Raw genomic sequence first — 19,591 nt, forward strand, 5'->3', positions numbered from 1 at the left:
CTCATATTCCTCAATTACAGCCAACGCTTCATCGGTGAGTTGGAAAAGAAAACATCAGAAATATTGGCACCAAGTATTTTTTTTTCTATTAATTCTTCCATAATTTCATCAGAAATCATTAAATCTTCAGCGCATCCCGTATGTGCACCTAACACTCGAATACTATTTTCAATGAGTTGATCTTTACTCGCTTTGGACAAGGATTTATCCTCCCAAACTTGCACAATCAATTTCTTGATTTTCATCTTTTCCACTCTATTTTCCTCTTCATCAAAAAAGCGTTCACTTTTCATAAAATCTGCCCACTCTTTCTCTATGCGATATAGCGCTTTTTTATAGTTTTCCATTAGTTTCTATTTCTATTATAACCAACAATTCGATAGGATTCTCTTGGAATTTTTCCAGATATTAAAACTTCTTGATCTTTTCGAGCATATTTCCATGCTGGTTCGAGCAAATCTTCACGTGTAGATGGATCCCATCCATTAGAAACATCAATAGCTCTAGATTCACCCAACAAATCAGTATTGATCTCAATAATTGTACTAGTATGCATTTTTCCTCTCCATGGTTTAGGATCAGCGTATCGTCTAGCTGTTTTTAAACTTTTTGTTGTAGATAAAAACTGTGTTTTCCATGAACCATTGTCTATATGTTGTTGTATAGTGGCAACGCCATGTACATCATCTGGATAAATATCTTGTCTGTTACGTCCAAAAGGCTCCTGCTTGTCATTTAAAGCCCTATATACAAGGATTAACCCAAACACGTCCAACCAAATCGTTGGATCCGATACATACCCATACAAGGTTGGATTTCCACCAGCAAGGCCAATAGGATCCTGGCTGATGTAATTACCTACACTCGGATCATAGTATCGAAAGCGGTTATAGGCTAACCCCGTCTCAATATCTAGGAGCTGTCCAGGATAAAGGTAGTTACAAAATCCGGCATCCCCAACAGTCATACGCGCATTTCCAAAGCTATCGAGTTCGCGTTCCCAGACCTTATCTCCCGTGTCTGTATAGGCGCGGATAGGCGTTCCCAAATGATCGCTAACCAAGCTGTATCGCTTGTTGCCTTTGATCTTTGCCATAGGCGTAAAGCTATCTTCCTCAAACACCCAAGTCATGATATCGTCAACTGTAGTTACTCTAGCATCGAAAGTTTTGTACTCATGCAAGATGACATTACCTTGCCATACATAATGGGTTGTCGCACTTTTATAGCGCTTGCTCACCCGTCTCCCCAAAGCATCGTATTCAAAGGTTATAGCCTCTCCATCTGGTCGCACCACCTGACTCAGCATACCCGAACCATTCCAGTAATACGCCCACTTTTTACCCGCTATCTTCTCTATTTTTTCAATGAGATATCCCGCTTTATCATACGTATACTTTGTCGTTTTCGTTTCAATTAAGCGATTTTTAGTATACACTCGATCCTTACATCCCAACTGTTGATATAGGTTTCCACTGGCATCCACTCCACGCCCTTCTATTTCATTTCCCTCATAAACAACGTGTTGTAAAAATCCTCTTGGATCGCGTCTATACTGCGTTAATTTCTGTCCTTGATCAACAAATTGACGCAATCTTCCGCCTTCTTCCCAGGTGTACTGTCGGTGAAATTGAGGAACTGCCACACTGCTTTTTTGTTGTTTAGTCACGCGTATGTTCTGCATTTGCCCCATTGAATCATAGGACCACGCTTGCTGCATGCCGCCTGTGTAAGCTCTGGTCAATTCCATACCAAAAGAATCATAGGTTTGCATAACCTTCCAATCGTTGAATTCGCTTTCAATACAATTACTGCACACGTCAAACTGATAGTCAAATTTTGCGCCTAAACTACTGCTTAGTCCAATGCGACGTCCATAAACATCATAGGTACTTTCAACCTGATGGTCATTAAAACACTCCTTAATCACCTGACCCTCTTTGTTATAGCTTAGCTCCAAAACACCGGTATCATTTATCGCTTGGCACAAAGCACCACATTCATAAACAAAGGTTTCACTGCTTGCATCGCTGTAATTAACCTGTATCACCCGTCCCATTTCATCGTGTTCATAAGTCTTCCATCGATTTGCACTTCGTTCTTCTATGATCCAACCCGCTTCATTGCGCTTGTACTTCTTCTCTAATCCATCGAATCCTCGCTCACAAATGACCTGTCCCACGGCATCCAATTCAAAGTGATACAGCTGTCCTTCTTCATTTTGAATACTGCGCAATCGTTCATTTGAATCGTAGCTATAACGGACCCGTTGACCAGCCTCACTTTTGCTAATCAGCTTGTGCATGCCCTTATATTGGTAGTAAATATTGCGATGGTGATCTTCATAGTGAATCACATTGTCCAGTGCATCGTATTGCAACTGAATAACATTCCCATCTAATTCATAGACTACTAATTCACGTCCTAAGTAGTCTAATACACGTTTTTGCAAACCACCGTTGGGATTAATACTGTGGGTACAGCGATTCCACAAATCGTATTGATATTGCGTTCGTTCACCAGCTGTACTAACCATCGCTATAACGTTGTATTGCTTATCGTATTCCAATGTTGTGTATATTCCCAACCCATTGCTAATCCTCGACAAGAGTCCGTCTTCATTATAGAAAAAATTGGTTTTGGCCCCCAGTGGATTGCATTTTTCGCGAATGCGTCCTCCAGCTCCGTATTTATACCCCCACTTCCCTCCACGGGAATCGACAACTTCCGTTGGTAAATAGGGGAAATCTGAATCTTCATAGTTCAGCTGCGTAAATTGGCCATCGGGTTCTATCACTCGAATTACATTGCCTAATTCATCTCGAATTTGGTTTTGTACATTGCCCAAAGGGTCCATACTTCGTTCTAATTCACTGTATTTGTTGTAATACTTCTTCCATACTGCGCCATTTGGATCAATCGTTTCATACACCACTTGATTTTGATGCTTGTAAATCGTTGTATTCCCTTCGCCGTCTACGACCTGAGTTTCTCCCTTGTAGTACGTCAGTTTAACGTGTTGAATTCCGCCATCTCCCCAAGATTCAATGCAACGTGCCCCTGTCTTTTTGCCCTCGTATTTAAAAAACCAATGATGCCCATTGCGCCAAGTTTCTTCCACTAGCAAATGATTTTCGTATTTCATGCGTTGTGGTTGTCGTATTTCATCATAATGGACAATCAAATTGCCTGAAGTGTCATAGTCATATTCACTGATACAAACTGCTGGCATATTCATTTCTGGTGCATCTGTCCAAACCTTAGTTAGGCGTCCTTGTTTATCACTCTCTATTCGATATACTCGACCAACTGAATCTAAAATTTCGGACAACGTTCCATTGGAATCATAAGAAAAACGAATAGCAAATCCCTCATGCGTACAGATTGAAGCTAACAAATGAACGTCCTGTTTCGTTGGAAAAGAGTACGCATGAAACAGATACAACTCTTCTGATTGATTTTTGATGTAGTAATACCCATCAGAGTGAAAACACAGCCAAAGTTTTTCTGAACGATGATATCGAGGTGTTGGGAATTCGCGCGTTGGAATACGATCAAAATTAATCAATCGTCCATCCCCTAACCTCACTTGTGCTCTTTGGTACTCTTTATTAATGAATAAGGCCCAATCATAGCTGTGGTGCCATCCGTATCCCAGAGGACCACAATAATCACTATCACTATACCAAACACGCTCAAAAGACAAGGGAATAATCCCTTTAAATTTAAAATCTACACTATCTGTAAATAAATCTCCCCCAGCCACATCAATAGGGTGTCCAACATAGGTTTTTAATTTTTTGTCTATCTTATTGTATAATCCTTCCGTATACTTGTGTTTAAACAATCGTTTATTTATTCGATTTAGTGCTCTTGAAAAACTGCTACAGGGTTTTCCGCTATCCAAATTTTTCTGCACTTGTTTAATGCGTTTCACTTTTAGTTTAGTGAACCCTGCCCGAACAAGAAATTTAGGTGATCCTAGTGGATTAATCGGACAGGGAACAGGATTGGTTAACACCATATGGGTTAGAGGAATCGGTACGATCATACCAGTAGGGACGTAGAGTTTGGCTTTCACTCCACTTTCGGGGTCAGGAGGACCACTAGCATCGTGGATAGACGTCATCCCTATATCTGAACAGGCGTTTTGCAGATGGACAGGGGAGCCAACTAATGGGGAACCATCTGCTATAACAAACATACTGCCTAACCATGAATGCCCCCTATTCTTCATTATCGTGTTCTCTGCTACAGGATGAAAACCACCTCCTCCAGGCGCATGTTGAAAGCAGCGAATACTAGTTCCAGCAACAGTACGAGGCAAAGCATGCCCCACTTTTACTGATGCTCCGAGGTTACTAATAAATATTCGTGCAAAACTGGTTACACTCGCAGCCACATCATTAGTGACTGCCGCATCTTGTTCTCCTATCAGATTTTGCTCAACCAATACATCCGTCCCCATTTCAATCGCTTTAAGTCCCCCAATACTCGCTGTCATAGCCACTAAAGCAAGAAAATCCTTTGCGCAAAACGACAGCCCCATAAAAGGGTGAGGCAATGGGACTGGCGAGGGCGAGGGCGGAATCATCACCATATGAATATCAATCAAATTCAAAACGGGATCCAATTGTTTAGACACAGGTAAACAACCGATTCCCTTAGCAAAATTTGTAGTTCGAATTAAGGGTAACATCAAAGCATCGCTGAGGTTATCTGCAAAACTCGTTATGGTAGAGAAGGCGGCTAGTCCACCATTAGCAACATTTACAATCGCTCCAACTATCTTTTCCGCCTGATTTAGATTCGGATCGTTAACAATATTGTGGTGTTTATTATATATATCGGTAAAAGTATTCTTATACCCTTCGAATTTAGATTCAAATGTTTCGGAATAAAAAGACTTGTTATCTTCTTGATTAAGGACATTTTCTTCCTGACTACCAACAAGTTCATCTCTTAAGGTGTTTCTCTCTATCATAGTGGTTCATCTCTTAGTGATCAAAATTTTCACAACTTTTCCCCCTACAAATCATTATCTTATCCTTTTCATACCCTACTGGTGAGCAGCTTTTATCAATTTAACCTCTACCTGAACTAATTAGTAGTCGAAACCATAGACCAAGGCCTATAAAAGCAATTCCTGATACAATGATCCCCCAAGAAATAATACCATTCAATCGCCGTGCTACTGCCTCGCCAAACACATTTTTAATCCATGTAATATTCGTAAATACACCTGGTCCTCCTGTATCGTACATCCATTCATGTCCTTTCATTGACCAATACCATATCACAACACCAACTAACAATAGGACTACGCCAGGCAATTCGGGAAATACTTGTACGAGTTCAACGACCCATCCATCCTCTTGTTTACTCATTTTAATTTTTTATTTACCATAATACTTTTTACACTTTTAGTTTTGATTCTCCATTGTTCTCCTAACAACGGTCGAATAATAGTATCCAGTTCTGTATCGGAGATGTAATCCGTATATCGAGAGTCTAACACCTCTTTAATCAGTAAGCGATATGTTGATGCTTGAGCCAGTGATTCATTCAAATTTACACCTAGGCGAATCCCCTGGTTTAACGCCTCATGCTTCAACTTTTTATCTCCTTCTTTATCCGCTGCTATTGCCAATAATCTAAAAGCCTCTACCTGCATCAAATGATCCTGACGATGAGCGTAATAGGCTTCTCCCCTTTTAAAATCTTCTATTGCCCTTTTACTCTTCTTGACCATCATAAGCAAGCTCCCTCTAAACAGATGCGTTTGTCCAGCCAGGTTCTCTAACAACTCTTCTGGAAGTAATCCAACAATTTCTTGCAGGATTAGTATCCCTTGATCGATATAGTGAATTGCTTTTTTAAATTGCTTTTTTCCAAATTCAGAAGTAGCTAAAGCACAGTAAACCATTACCTTTTGAACCTGCCAATAGGCATTTTCATTCTTGTTATGCTCTGCGATCGCTAGACATTTTGTAGCGTGTTTATCAATAGCCTTATCTTGTTTTTTATCGATAGCCTCATAGAGCTGTACCAGGTGATATCTGTACTTTGTGTCTGGTGCCTCAGGGTCACCCATTGCAGCAACTTCTTTTATAGCTTGTGCTAAACCAAAATGATGAGACAAAATTTGCGTGGACTTTGGAGCGTAATTCTTGAGTTCGTTGAATACTGGTCGTTCAAATGTGTCAGATAAAACAAGGCGTATTCTGGGATGCAATTCCAGTTTCGTTAATTCTTTTAGCCAATGGAGTATATACTTTGCATCCTTACTTTGATAATCTAAAACACAGACGCAATGCGAATCTTCCTCAAATTCAACGCTTTCGCAAAAGGCATTAATATTCGATACAAATAGTTCAGCTACATTACTCGTTGAAGAAGCGGTTAAATCCATAGTCCACGGAATATAGTTTGCCTCAATTTCCTTGGGTTTATCAGCGTAATTCCACAAAAAAATGGACATAAAAAGCTCTTCTACCAAGGCCTTACTATAGGTATTCACCTGAAGCAAGGGCGACTTAAAAACGAAAACAACATCTTCAATCTCATTGTCCATGGCAACCATATAGTCGTAAAATGTTTCTATCATTTCCCAATCATCTAATGCAGTGCGAAAAACAAGAAAAGTAAATGTTTGAGTATAACTTAGTTCAAGGTACTTCAACTCAAACTCTTCTGCTCTTTGCTGAATAGGATTGCTCTCCATAACTTTAATTTAGTTTTACGATGGCCCCTTCAACAGCTGCTGTTCCACCTGCAGTTAACTTGGCATTTAATCCACCACTCACTGTCACAGTACTATTGCCGTCAATTGTTGTAACTTTTGACGTGAGTTTTGCTTCATTATGCTCCGCATCCAAAGACAATATTGCTTCCCCACTTTGTTCTACCAGTTTAGTTGAGGCAATATTAGAAATGGTTTTACCCTGTAAATACAACTCCTCCCCCTCTAGGGTAATCTTTCCATTTTCTTCAAGTACCAGCTTCGATTTTCCCGATTGCATCTTAATTGCTTTTGAACTCTTCACCAGAATAGCTCCTTCCCCATCGAGTTCAATAAAATTCTTATTCTTGTCTATAATTTTCACACCATTTTCATCATTGAATTCGATGATATGACCACTTTTAGAACTCCAACTTTTAATTCTATTTTTACTACCGCCTCCAGCACCTATTTCTCCATGAAATAGACTTCCCATTACGATAGGTCTATCAGGATGTTTGTTGATAAAGCCAATGATCACTTGATCTCCAACTTCTGGAACTGTCATAAAACCTCGATTCTTGTCTACTACAGTACTGCTTCCTGCATCTGGCGTCATAACGCGAACAAAAGCCGTACTTTCATTTACTTCTTGCCAATCAAACTGCACTTGAACACGTCCTTTATTTTGAGGATCTACATTGTTAATTACTGTTGCAATTTGTTGTTCTATAACTGGAGTTTCGTAAACAATACGCGGAATAAATCCTGTATCTGCATCGACAGCTTCAAAGTATCCCTTATAAATACCCAATGCATTAATTTCATGCCGGATACTTGTAATCATTATCTTCGTAAAATATTGATTTTCTTTACTTTGAGATTGAACCACATTCAATTCTACTTTGCATCCAGGATATAAAAAAGGAACTGTAGTTGTTCCTGTAATAACAAAAACACGCATGCCTTCACTTCCAATAAGTCCTTTTTGTGCTTGAGTTATATCTTGATTAGTCGTTGCCTTTATAGGGGCTACTTGTAAAGAAGGTGTTGTAAAAATGCGTTGTGATTTTTCATAAGCCGCCTTGGCTAAAGTTCCTTTAGTCTTTAATTCAGTATCACCTATTGCGCTTAAGAGCTCATTATCTAGGCTATTATAGCCGTATAGTTCTCGGTTAACATGTTGCACTGCTAGGCTAACTTTTACCTGATCAATATCACGTCCATAAGTCAGAGAAATTGGTGCCTCTGTCTTAGGAATATCTCCAAAATACAGGGTTTCTCCATCATAAAAGAATTGCTCACCATAGGCCTCTGCCGTACGGGCCAAATAATTATAAGCTGTCTCATTGTATTGGCAACTATAGGCAAGATTTACTGGATTACTGGATTGAATCGCATACTTATATTTTCCTTTTTGAGTATAGCCTTCTTCCAAAATAGCTTGGACTACTGCCTGTAAAGAAATGGGATTGGCTCCTCCAAAGCTCTGTATATTAGGAGCTTTATCAAGTAAAATAGTCGGACTATGTCCACTTAGGATAATATCTCCATGGCTTCCTTGCTTTTGTTCAAAGCTAACTTCTGTAATAATGCCAACAAAATCCCGTTCAGGTTTTGCTGCGCTATTTTTATAATAAAAACGCACTAAAATACGCTTTCCTAATAATTCTTGGGTATGCACCATTTGATAGGTTTCGTTCCCACCTAGTGCATTGTGATGTAAGGATAATTCAAACGCATGATGTCCCTTGATACATTGAGTCAATTGAAATTTTTTAATACTCAAACATTCAGTCCCCTCAATTACAATTTTTAAACCTACTAAATGATTGACACCCAAAAGCGTATGATTGGCAATTGCTTTTGCATTGTGCGCTACATTTGAATTGGTTGTACTAACAAATGAAGCGTTACTATTGTCAGAAGAGGTATTGGTTTGCTCAGGCTCCTTGGCATCAAATAAAGTTTTACTTGTCATAAACTACGCTATCTTACAATAGGATTAATTAGTTACTAACTACTTATAGGAGAAAATGCTCCACAATTGTTGGAGCTCATTTGATAGAAAGTAGAAAAGAAAAATACTAGTATTCTAGGACTTACCTTATCCCCCCCTATATCCATTTGAGATCTGATGATTCGAAATGGAAGAACATGTTAGGATCACATCTCAAACTAGATGGAGATCGACCTACCTAAGTATAAAAGAAACCAGAACAAGTATGAAGTAAGTAAACAAAACCATTGGATTATACAATTTGCATTGCTACAGGAAGCTTTGTAAAACAAACTTTATACCCATTCTGGGTTCTAAAAAACAGTGTACTAACTTCTAACTCAACTCAATTATGCACTTGGCCAAGTTCCCTGATATGCAGAATTTCCATAATCAATCTGCTCTGCACTCACCACAAAAGAAATATACATGGCATTTGAATTAATTGCATCAAAATCAACATGATGCTGGATCACATATCCATTAGACCATTTCAACGAAATTAAAGTACCTTCTTCATGAGATTTATTGAAGATAATCTCTCCAGTTGTTGGTTTGTACTTACCATTAAGCAAACTTTCTAAAATCTCTGATTTATCAGTTGCTTCTACAGTAATAGTAATAAGAGCATTGGAAGGATCTGATGCTACCCGTCCTGAAACATCTACAGAACGAGATACACCGTACTTCAGATTTAGTACTTTCTGTGCGTCGCCGCCATTGAATTTTAATACAGCTCTTGAATTGTTTTCTGCCATAGTTTTTAGTTTTAAATTATTACTAGATCAAACTTAAAGAGTATTTTTAAATCCAACTTTATTTTTCTGCTGTTTTTAAAAAAATAAAGGGATTTTACTGTTAAAAAACAATAGAAATTAACAAATCTAAATATTAATACCCAACAAATACACAATTCAAAGAACTATAATGCAATACCCTATAGAAAGCAAATACAAGGTAGTTAAAATCGTATTTCACCTCCTGCTTTTGAGTTAAAATTGACGGGGTTACCTCCGTATTGAATTAATCTTGTACATATTCCGCCTCCCAATCATTACCATCATCTCCTTTATGCCCATCTAACTTAATTACAAAGCTTTTTGCGGGGAAATAAGGTGTTAGACGGATATCGAGCCACACGCGGTCTTTTTGATGCTTATCTTGCTCAAAACGAACGATTTTAAATTTTTCAATCAATTTATCCGCTCCCTTAATACCATCTAAGAACTGTACAATTTGCTTTCTCAAATCATCTTCATTTTTTGCATTCCAATTTTCAAAGGCTCTGCGATTTAAGAAATCAAGCAAAACTTTAGTTACATAATCGAAAACACGAACTACAGAATACGTTTGCAATCCAATATTATCTCCATCAAATAAAGTTTTAGCAGAAAAAGCCATAATTTTTCCATATTCATTGACCATAGGGACAAGTCCCATTTTTTCAAGCTGAGAGATTTCACTTTTTTTGAGTTCAAACTTAACAGCATCAACTTCGTTGATTCCCCCATGTTTTTTACCTGCAGCGACTTGGGACATTAGTGTTTTGTGAATCTTCCCCATAAGAGAAGTTGAAGGAGCAATAAACACATCTTCTTCTTCTCCTACCTCCGTTGCTCGACCACGACCAACCAACCAATTACACGTCATAATAACATTGCTTTTGTGAACATCACCACTGGTCAAATTGCAGAATTAAACAAATCAACGACATCATCTGGCTTATCTAAATTCGCAAAATCCGTCAATAACATGACCTTGTTTTCATTGCAAATTTTAGCCCATTTATCGACGACCATATTAGATCCCATATAACCGGGAATGGATAACAAGGAATAATTGTCTCTTAAGTCTAATCGATCATAATACAACTTAAATTCTTCTGCAATAAAATTGATGAATACTGGGTTGTCTAGATCCGTTATTTGTTCCATGGACGCATTGATAATATGTACATTATCCACTTTATCTAATTCTGTATTTTTATAAAACTGTGCCATCGTTCGATAGGAAATCTCTAACTCACGACTTCGAAGCAACGCTTGTTTTAAATTGCTTTTTAGGCATGTTACGGCTTGTGTTGCTTTTTCTTTACAAGCATCAATCAGCGTCGCTACAGGTTGTTCAGATTCTAATAATTCCAACCATAACTGAATATTTTTCAACAAATCTTCACGCTCTTCTCTTTTACTTGAATCGGTAAGAAAAATTTGCTTTCGCGCCTTACGTTCGGGATTCATATTTGCCATACCGTCCACCACAGTTTCAACAAATCCAAATCCACCTAATTTATCTAGCGATTTTCCAACGACCGTCGAACTTAGCATACTCTGTTGTGCTTGATTGGATACTTGTTGTGCTTCTTGATCTAATTTTGCCATGTTTTTTTACTTTTCTAATTCTTTTGCAATTGCTTTTAATGTATCGGCAAATTCTTTTTTTGCCTCTTGGTCTTCCAGTACTTTTCGAAGTACTTTATTGACGCGCATTTGTTTAACAATCTTATTGTACTGTTCTTCCTCTACTTTCAGTCCTTTTAAAAAGGCCGAATTTTCCACCATTTTTTTAGGCGTAAAATCCCCTAAATTCTCGAATCTAAATTCTTCTTTTACCGTTTGACCTGTTGTGGTCTCATGTTCCATCGCTAAGCTTGGTCCATAATAATTGAACACCGCTTCAACTGTTTTCAAACCTGCAACGATTTCAGGTGAAACCGCGTCATCCGTTGTAAGTTTGGCGACTAATAAACTTTTATTGCCCTGTATTTCTTGAATTGCTTCGTTAGCATCTACTTTTACTTCATTTCCGCCAACACCATAATTAAACATTGTCATTTTCTTGTTCTTATTTAAATTAAAATTATTTTTTTCGCTGTTTGAAACCGTTTGTTTATCTTGATCCTTATCAAAATCTTCCTTCTTATTTCTGCTAAAGGCCTTTGCCCGGAATACCTGGTCCAGACTTACTTCTACAGATTCTGCAATCGACTGTACTACTTTTTTTACTTGATCAAACAGCACCATATACTTTCTTTCTAATCCAAAACACTCCAACCGCGATTTGTTTTCGGCGTGGGTGTTACATCCAGTTCTGTAATGATGATATTTTCCTTGCGTTGTCCGATATAATCCAACTCGCTTAGTTGTAAAAAAATCTTTTCCAAACTGTTTAATAGAAGCTGTATTTGATCCAAATGCAGTCCACAGTCCACATGCTGATACTTTATTTCCGACACATGAATTAACTGATGCAAAAAAACATGAGGAGCGATATCACTCCATTCGCCAATATAGTTGAGCATTTCCTCTAGTTCTACTGGAGATAGTACTTGTGTTGCTTGATGTAGATGAATAGCCAATTGCGAAAAACACGACACAAAATAAATAGGTGATACATGAGGGATCACGTTCCTAAAGTGAAAATAAACACTACCGATATCATGAATGAGTATCTGGCACAATTGCTTCACACTAGTTGCGAGTTTTGAATTTTGTTTGTCTACCAGATTTTTTTGAAAAATGCGCATCGCATACTTTTGTAGCATGGGCATCGATGTTGCTGCGCGATTGTATGAATTAAGTAGTAACGGATGACTCATCATACTCGTACAAGGGGGGATAAAGTGCAAATCAGGTTGTATTTTTTCCCCTTGAACAATCACTTTACCTAACACAATAAAATTGGAATCACTTCTTAATCCATCCGTATCAAAAGAATTTACGGGCATAAAATCTATCCGATGTTTTGGTTTAGTAAAAGGATATCGGGGAGGACTTTCTTCTAAATCAAGCGTTCCATATGGAATTTTATCAAAGGGATTTACCGAAACAATCAAGTAGTAGGCGATATTTTGCTGATGTAACTCCTCTCCCACTACTGGAATTAATCCCTTTAAACTCGTTGTAAAATCGGTGAGATCAATTCTAAAACCTGCAGGAGTTAAAGCACTACAACGCTTAATAATCACTTCAACATCCCCCGTTAAAGAATCAAAAACTTCAAAAATGGCTTGCTCGCTCTTTCTAGAGCTTACGGGTAACAAACCATAATTAAATACATTGGTAAAAACAGCGCGTACCTCTCTAAATCCATCCAAAATAAAATTAGTGTGTGCATCAAAGTGTTGCTGCGAAATTTTCATACCGTCAACCCAGTTAACGGCTTCATATTTTTCGGAATTTATCATTTTCATTCGTCTATTTGTTGTTTGTATTCGATCACGCGTTTGCAAATAATTACATCGTTTTCCCTAATTTTATTTTGGGCCATATCGAGATCAAAATCAATATAGTTTCTCAAGTGAAAAAGAGAGCGTTTTACGTAAAAAATCCAGGTATAATACACGCCCTCCTCATTGCTCAATTCGATTGTATTCCCTGCATTTTTGAAGTTGTAATCCTCCAATACTTTCTGAAACCAATCGCCAAAAGTAAGTCCAGTCAAAAGTGTTTTTGCCTTAATCCTAAATTGATGTCCATCTCTGCCATTTTTACTTAACTCCAGCGTAACTACTCTAAGTTTATTTAAATCAAAACCATCTAAATCAAACACTTGTTTATTTTCATCATAGTTCCACGTCTTATAAATACTAAAGGGTATCTTTAAAAATTGAACGTAGCTATAGAAAAAAAGCAAGGGTATTAAAAAAGTAAGGCTACAAGAAGCGGCTAACCATGCATACCCTTTAAAAGGGCTAAGCCAATCGAAAAGATAGACAAAGAGCATTGTCCCAAACAGCAGTAGAAATACTGTGATAGTCAATTCAAATAGCATTGATAATCCTTCGGGGATATCGGGAGCTTGAAATCGCTTTAGTATTTGATGTAAATGGATCCAACCCAATAAGAAGTAAAGAATACTCCCAATCAAGTACCAATAAGGGTTAAAAGTATTTCCTGCAAAGCCAAATACTCCAGGTAAGCTAAGCAGTACACCCCCAACCAAAAGGTAAAAAATTAGTTCTTTAGACTTGATAAAGGGCAATTTTTTTTTCAGCCAAATCAGTAAAAAAGCAAGTACAACAAGTACTGTTGGTATAATTAAATATTGAATAAAAAAGGCTTTTATAAATTCTATGTGCATAACGATTGTTGTTTATAGTTCACAAATAGGTTGAATATCCTAGTAAGCTATTATTGTTATTGTCTAGTCGAAATGACTCTTTCTCTTTTTGGGTAAGGAAGTGTTCTATCACAGTAGCAGTAACGGGTAAACAATACTCGTATAGCGCTTGTAACAAAATCCTCAAAGGTGTTCCATCCAAATACAAATGCAGATCCGAATAAACAATTGGCCCAAAGTGAAACATCCAACTTTTTTCTCCATCAAAATGATCATCGACTAGTACACTCGTTAATCCCAGTCGTATATTTCCCAAAACCAAGGAAGAGGAAATTGCTTCAAATTCTGCGATTACATTGGGAATAAAGTAAATGGTTACAGGTAGTTTAAAACAAGTACTTAAGCACTGCTCTATCCATTCTTTTTTGCCTCTTGCCACGTGAAAATAGGGAAGCAAAAAGGTAAAAATTCGCGCATTTTTAGCGTCCAAAAGCTTTAATAAGGGCCATAATTCTTCTAACAAGACTAAATATTGATTGTGTTGATCCAACCCGTCAAAACTAGCAGCGAGATCTAAAGCTTTTAATTGGCTGAAATAGATTTCCATCTCAAAAGGTTGGAAAAAGGAGCGTGCTTTTTGTTCAACAAGCCTTTCCTGTCGAATTTGATCCACTACATCCGTAATATTTTTTTGCCCTCGATTAAGGGAAGGTGGATGAAAGATACCTTCAGGCAAATAATCATAAAGACCTTCTCTATAGGTTTCAATATGAATTATTTTTTCTTTCACCTCCATGTATTCCGCTTTAATACACTTTAGATCTTTGTGAAAGCTGCGATTATTACTCCCTAATCGCTTCAAAAAAACACCATCGAGATCGGGGTAACATTTCCAAATAGTATAAGCAATTACCTCTGTTTTATAATCCGTCTCCAAGCTATTGTAATCTTGGACGTATAGTTCATTGATATCTTTCATGTACTAGGCTTCTTCTTCATTCAGATGACCTCCTCTAAAATGGACCAGATACGTTATTCCATCGATTGATCTACTCTCAATTTCTTGCTTTAAACTACGCGAATAATCCGCCCAATACAGTGTCCCCATCTCTTCATAATTATCTACTACAATTTCAATGTTTACTGTTCGTACAAAGCCTTCTTTCGGCTTATCACTTACCTGTATCCCTTTGGAAATAGCTATATGCTTACAATTCGCTTGTAAAACCATTTTACAATAATTTTTTACGTCTTCATTTGAAATAATTTTATCCCGCGTGGTTAACGCATATTTATAGGCCTGAATGACATCCGTCCCCGTCTTTTCTCGTTCTCCTCCTAAAGTGGTACTCAACAGCGTAATGTGCCTATTGACGTTCGTGTACACTTTATCTTGTTGACTAAGCTGAATGCCTTTTCGAATGCTATTAGCTAGTGTACAATGGGTAACCCAATACGTTGCTTTTACGTATTCAGTCTGTGCCATTGGCTCTACAATGACATAGTGGACCTCATTAGCTACACGGCCATTCACAGCCTTGACTTTCTGATCTAATGACTGCATCTGATCCACCATCTTCTTGAGCGCATCAATCACTTTATCTCGATCCAAAATCCCAAAGGCTGAAACCTCATCTCTCGTTAATTCTATCACCTGTGTAATAAGATCAATAGCATTACGCTCACTAAATCGCTCCATTCCTCCTTTGCGAACGGTATATAATCCTTGCCTTAAACTGTTGTTCTCCGAAAAGAGAATCTCATTGTATATCCTTGCATGACTATCGACAATCTGCTCCGTATATAAAAAGGCTTCTCCAACTTGTGTGACCAATGGAATCGTATTTCCCATAATGTCCAAACTCGATTCATTCTGTCTCCACCCTCTGTTGTATACAGGAAAGGCATTCAAGTAAAAAGAAAAACCTTCCATAATTTCTTGGCTATATTGTGCTGGAAAATCGATTTGAATCCAAAGTAATTTTTTGTCTTTTATTAAGTTTTGAGCTTCTTCATTGCGATTTAAAAAAGCGATAGCTTCTGGCACAACACCAAGTGCTAAATCTTCCATCTTTCGTTTAAATCCACTTAATTCTATGAATTTACCTGCATAAATCGCCTTAATATTCTCTTGAATTCGATTTTCAATAGAATAATCCTCAATCGTTGCTTCATATCCGCTTTTATTTACTTGGTTTGAATAGGATAACCCACCTGTAACCACTAAGGGTTTACCTTTCGCTGAAGCCTTGATAAACGGCAGCAATTGATACACAAAACCCAGACTCTCGTAGGTAGGATTATCGCAATACAAACTAAAGCGATCAGGAGTATATTCTGATTCATATCCACTGAGATCCAAAGCCAGAAAGAGTTGATTATTCGCTATAGCTCGATCGAGTTTTACGATTGCTCGACTGTTGTAAAAAACATCATACTCCCAAATTCTATTCCCAATTAAGCAATAACAGACCTTGGATTTAACAAGTTGTACATGATCTACAGCAGTAAAAGGAATATCAAGTTTGAGATCCGCCACTGCTTTCACATTTGAAGTAAATATCTTTTTACTGTAAAACTCTTGGTGATTCAACAAAACTTCTCTTGATTCTTCGGGATGGGTGATCGCTATAGCATGGGCAGGTCTTGGATAGGTATAAATACTCGGTGTCAATACTCGTGCTATTTTTTCTAAAATATTGACTTTGATATTTTCGATATCATTATTCACTTTAAAAATCTCCGTACTAAATGCATCAATCAATAAGGAAACAAGTGGATCCAGCGCATTGGGATTATGTACCCCCCAAAGTTTAGTAGCCTGATGAAGAATTCTTGCCTTTATGACTTCCTTTGCATGGTTATTTACAATCTTTTTCATCGCTTTATTTTTTTAATCAACCGCCATTGGACTTAAATAGATATGCGTGCTAAATGTATAGCGTTCCCCTATGTCCGTTAACGTCGCATTAATCCCTATTTTGGCTTTTTTTCGGATCTCCACAAAGTTTTTCGTCCCATAAGTATGTTCCACGTACTCCATATGTACTTGAATCTGGGGATCACAGATTCTCGGCTCATATTTCCTGATTTGTTCTAGTAAACTCTCTTCAAAAATGCATTCCCATTCCACAATTGTAATGGCATTATCAAACTCTAAATCCCATATCGCATTGCCATAATCAGGGTTAAAACGATTTTCTCCTTTTCGTGTCAAAATCAGCAACATCACATGTTGAGCAATACTTTCAGCCAAACTACACATGGGTACTAGCGATCCTTCCGTCATGGCAGTTTCTGGATTAAAAGGAAATTTTAAAAAAGTATGTTGCATCCATTTTAACTATTTAACAAGGTGAAAACAACAGATTCTCCTTGCCAATCAACTTGAATTTTTTGTCCAGCTACCAACTGTTCTCTTACAATCATTTTCGAAATAGGTCGTGCAATTTCTTGTCGAATCACACCATTGATCTGTCGTGCACCATATTGACTAGTAAATCCAGATAGGGCCAATTTTTTCCTTGCTAAATCCGAAATTTCAAAGGCAATATTCAATCGTTCGAAGGCATGAATTAAGGACTTCAACTGAATGGAAAAGATCTCTTCTGCCATGCTTTCTGTAATGGGTCCAAAAGGAACAATTTCTGTAATTCGACCGAGAAATTCTGGCCGAAAATAACCTTCCATGAGCTCCATGAGTTGCTTTGAAGTTGGAATCTCCTGCTTGCCAAAAGCAGTACGTATAGCATCACTGGCAATATTGGAGGTAAACAAAATCAAAGCGTTGCTGAAATCGCCTTCTTTTCCTAGTTTATCGTGGATTTTCCCCTCATCCATTAGCTGGAGAAAGACATCAAAAATAGAAGGATGTGCTTTTTCAATTTCGTCAAATAAAACCACGGCATAGGGTTGTTGTCTAATTTTATTGACCAACATTCCGCCCTCTTCATAGCCAACATATCCTGGGGGTGCTCCATAGAGTAAAGCAGCTGCATGTTCTTCTTTGAACTCTGACATATCAAAGCGAATCATGGCTTTTTCATCGTTGAAAAGCAAAGAAGCAATAGCTTTGGCGAGTTCTGTTTTTCCTGTACCCGTAGGTCCTAAAAAGAAAAAAGATCCAATAGGTTGACCTGGTTTATTCAATCCACTTCGGCTTTCCAGAATTGCATCTGTAACTATTTTTAGGGCGTGTTGTTGGCCCACTACACGTTGGCCTAGTAGTTCTTCCATTGTCAGGAGTTTCTCTTTTTCTTGCGCTTGTATTTTTCCCAAAGGAATACCCGTTTTAGCCGCCATAACGGCCGCAAGCTCCAAACTAGTTACTCGACCAAACTTTCGCGTACTATGTTCCAATAATTCGCCATAAATTGCCTTTATTTCTTGATCCAATCGCGCACTGGACATACTTTGTTCTAATTTGGGTTGTTCAGTTAAAAATCCCCATAAAATGGGACTAATTCTATTTTTCAATTGATTATACTGCCAAACCAGCTCTATTGCTTTGGCTTGCTCATCAACAAATCCCTGCAATAAACAGGAATCATAATCATTCCTCCATGACATCAACGCAGCAGTGGAACGATCATCCAACAGACTAATCGCCGCCATGGTGCGATCTAGTAAGTCCAAAGCCGTATCAGGTAGTTTCTTTTCTTTGGCATAGCGCTTGGCCAATGCCACACAAGTAACCAATGCCTTTTCCTCTACTTGAATTCCGTGGTGGGCTTCATAACTTCCAACAACATTCAACAACATTTTCACTGCCGTTTGTTCATCGGGTTCGACAATGTCTAATCGCTCAAATCGCCTGTTAAAAGCCAACGCTGGCTCAATAATCTTGCGATATTCCTCCACGGTTGTTGTACCAATAACGGTCAAAGTACCCTTTGCCAAGTCTGGCTTCAACAAATTGGCAATCCCTCCTAAACTTCCTTTATGATCCAGCAATTGGTGAATTTCATCGATAAAAAGAAGAGTATGTCCCCAATATTTACACTCCGTTAGCACCTTCTTCAAGCGATCTTCTACTTCACCCTTGTAACTCGTACCCGCAACAAGTTGACTTAGGTCTAACTGAAACAGTTGACTTGCTTTTAATAACTCAGGTACAGCTCCTTGAATCAACTGATGTGCAAATCCTTCAACCAATGTCGTTTTGCCAACACCTGGTTCTCCAACTAAAAGAACATTGGGCTTTGATTTTCGACCTAAAATTTCAACTAGCGTTCGAGTTTCTTGTTCACGACCAACCAAGGGCGAAAAATGTCCATTTTTAGCTTCATGAAGCATATTAATTCCATAATTTCCCAAAGCAGAGAACAATATTGAGCTGAATTCTTGTTCCTCGTCCAAGTAAAAAGATGAATCCTCTTGAGATTGAAAAGCCTGAAACAATTCTGCTTCTCTTAGTGATAAAGAACTTAACTCTTCCGCCGTAAAAACCGTATTGGGCTTTACCAGACTAGCCAATACACAAAAGGGCGTTATTTCTACAAGGCCTAATTTACTTCGCACATCTTCTGCATTATCCCACATCAATCGCAATGTACTTGCCGCTGTAATATCAGCTGTGAGTTGTGTCGTTTTAGGATATGCTTCAATTCTAACCTCTGCCCATTCATAAAAATAAGTTGGATCTTTATCGATTCGCTCTAAAAAATCGTATAAATCGATATTTTTATGCATCAATGCTTGTAAGACATGTGCTCCATCATATCTAGCATTATAATTTTCTCTCGCAATTGACTTCGCGATATGAATCACTTCTTCTACGGATTCATTGAATAGTACTGCATTCATATTCT

At 37.9% G+C, this 19,591-nt stretch carries 13 protein-coding genes and 1 pseudogene; all 14 read right to left on the reverse strand.

Annotated elements, in window-relative coordinates; translation table 11 throughout:
• Positions 1-14: 14 nt before the first annotated feature.
• The gene (locus ACPDHL_RS09740) at positions 15-347 is read right to left on the reverse strand and encodes a hypothetical protein (protein ID WP_430532575.1); all 333 of its coding nucleotides are present in this window, start codon (positions 345-347) and stop codon (positions 15-17) included.
• On the reverse strand, positions 347-4,984 hold the full coding sequence (locus ACPDHL_RS09745) for a DUF6531 domain-containing protein (RefSeq protein ID WP_430532576.1): 4,638 nt from the start codon (positions 4,982-4,984) through the stop codon (positions 347-349). The genes ACPDHL_RS09740 and ACPDHL_RS09745 overlap by 1 nt, the downstream gene beginning before the upstream one ends.
• Before the next feature lie 100 nt (positions 4,985-5,084).
• Positions 5,085-5,387, reverse strand: a complete 303-nt coding sequence (locus ACPDHL_RS09750; protein ID WP_430532577.1) for a hypothetical protein — start codon at positions 5,385-5,387, stop codon at positions 5,085-5,087.
• A complete protein-coding gene (locus ACPDHL_RS09755) occupies positions 5,384-6,724 on the reverse strand; it encodes a hypothetical protein (protein WP_430532578.1) in 1,341 nt (446 codons plus the stop codon). Before ACPDHL_RS09755 ends, ACPDHL_RS09750 begins: the two co-directional genes overlap by 4 nt.
• A 4-nt stretch (positions 6,725-6,728) precedes the next feature.
• Positions 6,729-8,702 (reverse strand): type VI secretion system Vgr family protein, encoded by a 1,974-nt coding sequence (locus ACPDHL_RS09760; protein WP_430532579.1) that lies wholly within the window; start codon positions 8,700-8,702, stop codon positions 6,729-6,731.
• 368 nt (positions 8,703-9,070) lie between these two features.
• Entirely contained in the window at positions 9,071-9,478 is a 408-nt protein-coding gene (gene tssD / locus ACPDHL_RS09765; RefSeq protein ID WP_430532580.1) for a type VI secretion system tube protein TssD, read from the reverse strand.
• Between the two features lie 265 nt (positions 9,479-9,743).
• Positions 9,744-11,101 (reverse strand): annotated as a pseudogene (locus tag ACPDHL_RS09770) (DUF5458 family protein).
• Positions 11,102-11,107: 6 nt separating this feature from the next.
• Positions 11,108-11,743, reverse strand: coding sequence for a type VI secretion system contractile sheath small subunit (locus tag ACPDHL_RS09775; protein WP_430532581.1), 636 nt, complete (start codon positions 11,741-11,743; stop codon positions 11,108-11,110).
• A gap of 11 nt (positions 11,744-11,754) precedes the next feature.
• On the reverse strand, positions 11,755-12,912 hold the full coding sequence (locus ACPDHL_RS09780; RefSeq protein WP_430532582.1) for a hypothetical protein: 1,158 nt from the start codon (positions 12,910-12,912) through the stop codon (positions 11,755-11,757).
• On the reverse strand, positions 12,909-13,802 hold the full coding sequence (locus ACPDHL_RS09785; RefSeq protein ID WP_430532583.1) for a TssN family type VI secretion system protein: 894 nt from the start codon (positions 13,800-13,802) through the stop codon (positions 12,909-12,911). Before ACPDHL_RS09785 ends, ACPDHL_RS09780 begins: the two co-directional genes overlap by 4 nt.
• Before the next feature lie 19 nt (positions 13,803-13,821).
• Complete coding sequence (locus ACPDHL_RS09790; RefSeq protein WP_430532584.1) at positions 13,822-14,760, reverse strand: hypothetical protein; 939 nt, start codon at positions 14,758-14,760, stop codon at positions 13,822-13,824.
• A 3-nt stretch (positions 14,761-14,763) separates the two neighbouring features.
• On the reverse strand, positions 14,764-16,662 hold the full coding sequence (locus ACPDHL_RS09795; RefSeq protein WP_430532585.1) for a type VI secretion system baseplate subunit TssF: 1,899 nt from the start codon (positions 16,660-16,662) through the stop codon (positions 14,764-14,766).
• Positions 16,663-16,674: 12 nt separating this feature from the next.
• Entirely contained in the window at positions 16,675-17,115 is a 441-nt protein-coding gene (locus ACPDHL_RS09800; RefSeq protein WP_430532586.1) for a GPW/gp25 family protein, read from the reverse strand.
• Positions 17,116-17,120: 5 nt separating this feature from the next.
• Positions 17,121-19,586: an ATP-dependent Clp protease ATP-binding subunit gene (locus tag ACPDHL_RS09805; protein WP_430532587.1), complete on the reverse strand. Its 2,466-nt coding sequence runs from the start codon at positions 19,584-19,586 to the stop codon at positions 17,121-17,123.
• Between the last annotated feature and the right edge of the window lie 5 nt (positions 19,587-19,591).

It is taken from the genome of Myroides sp. C15-4, from assembly GCF_050522745.1.
GTDB lineage: Bacteria > Bacteroidota > Bacteroidia > Flavobacteriales > Flavobacteriaceae > Flavobacterium.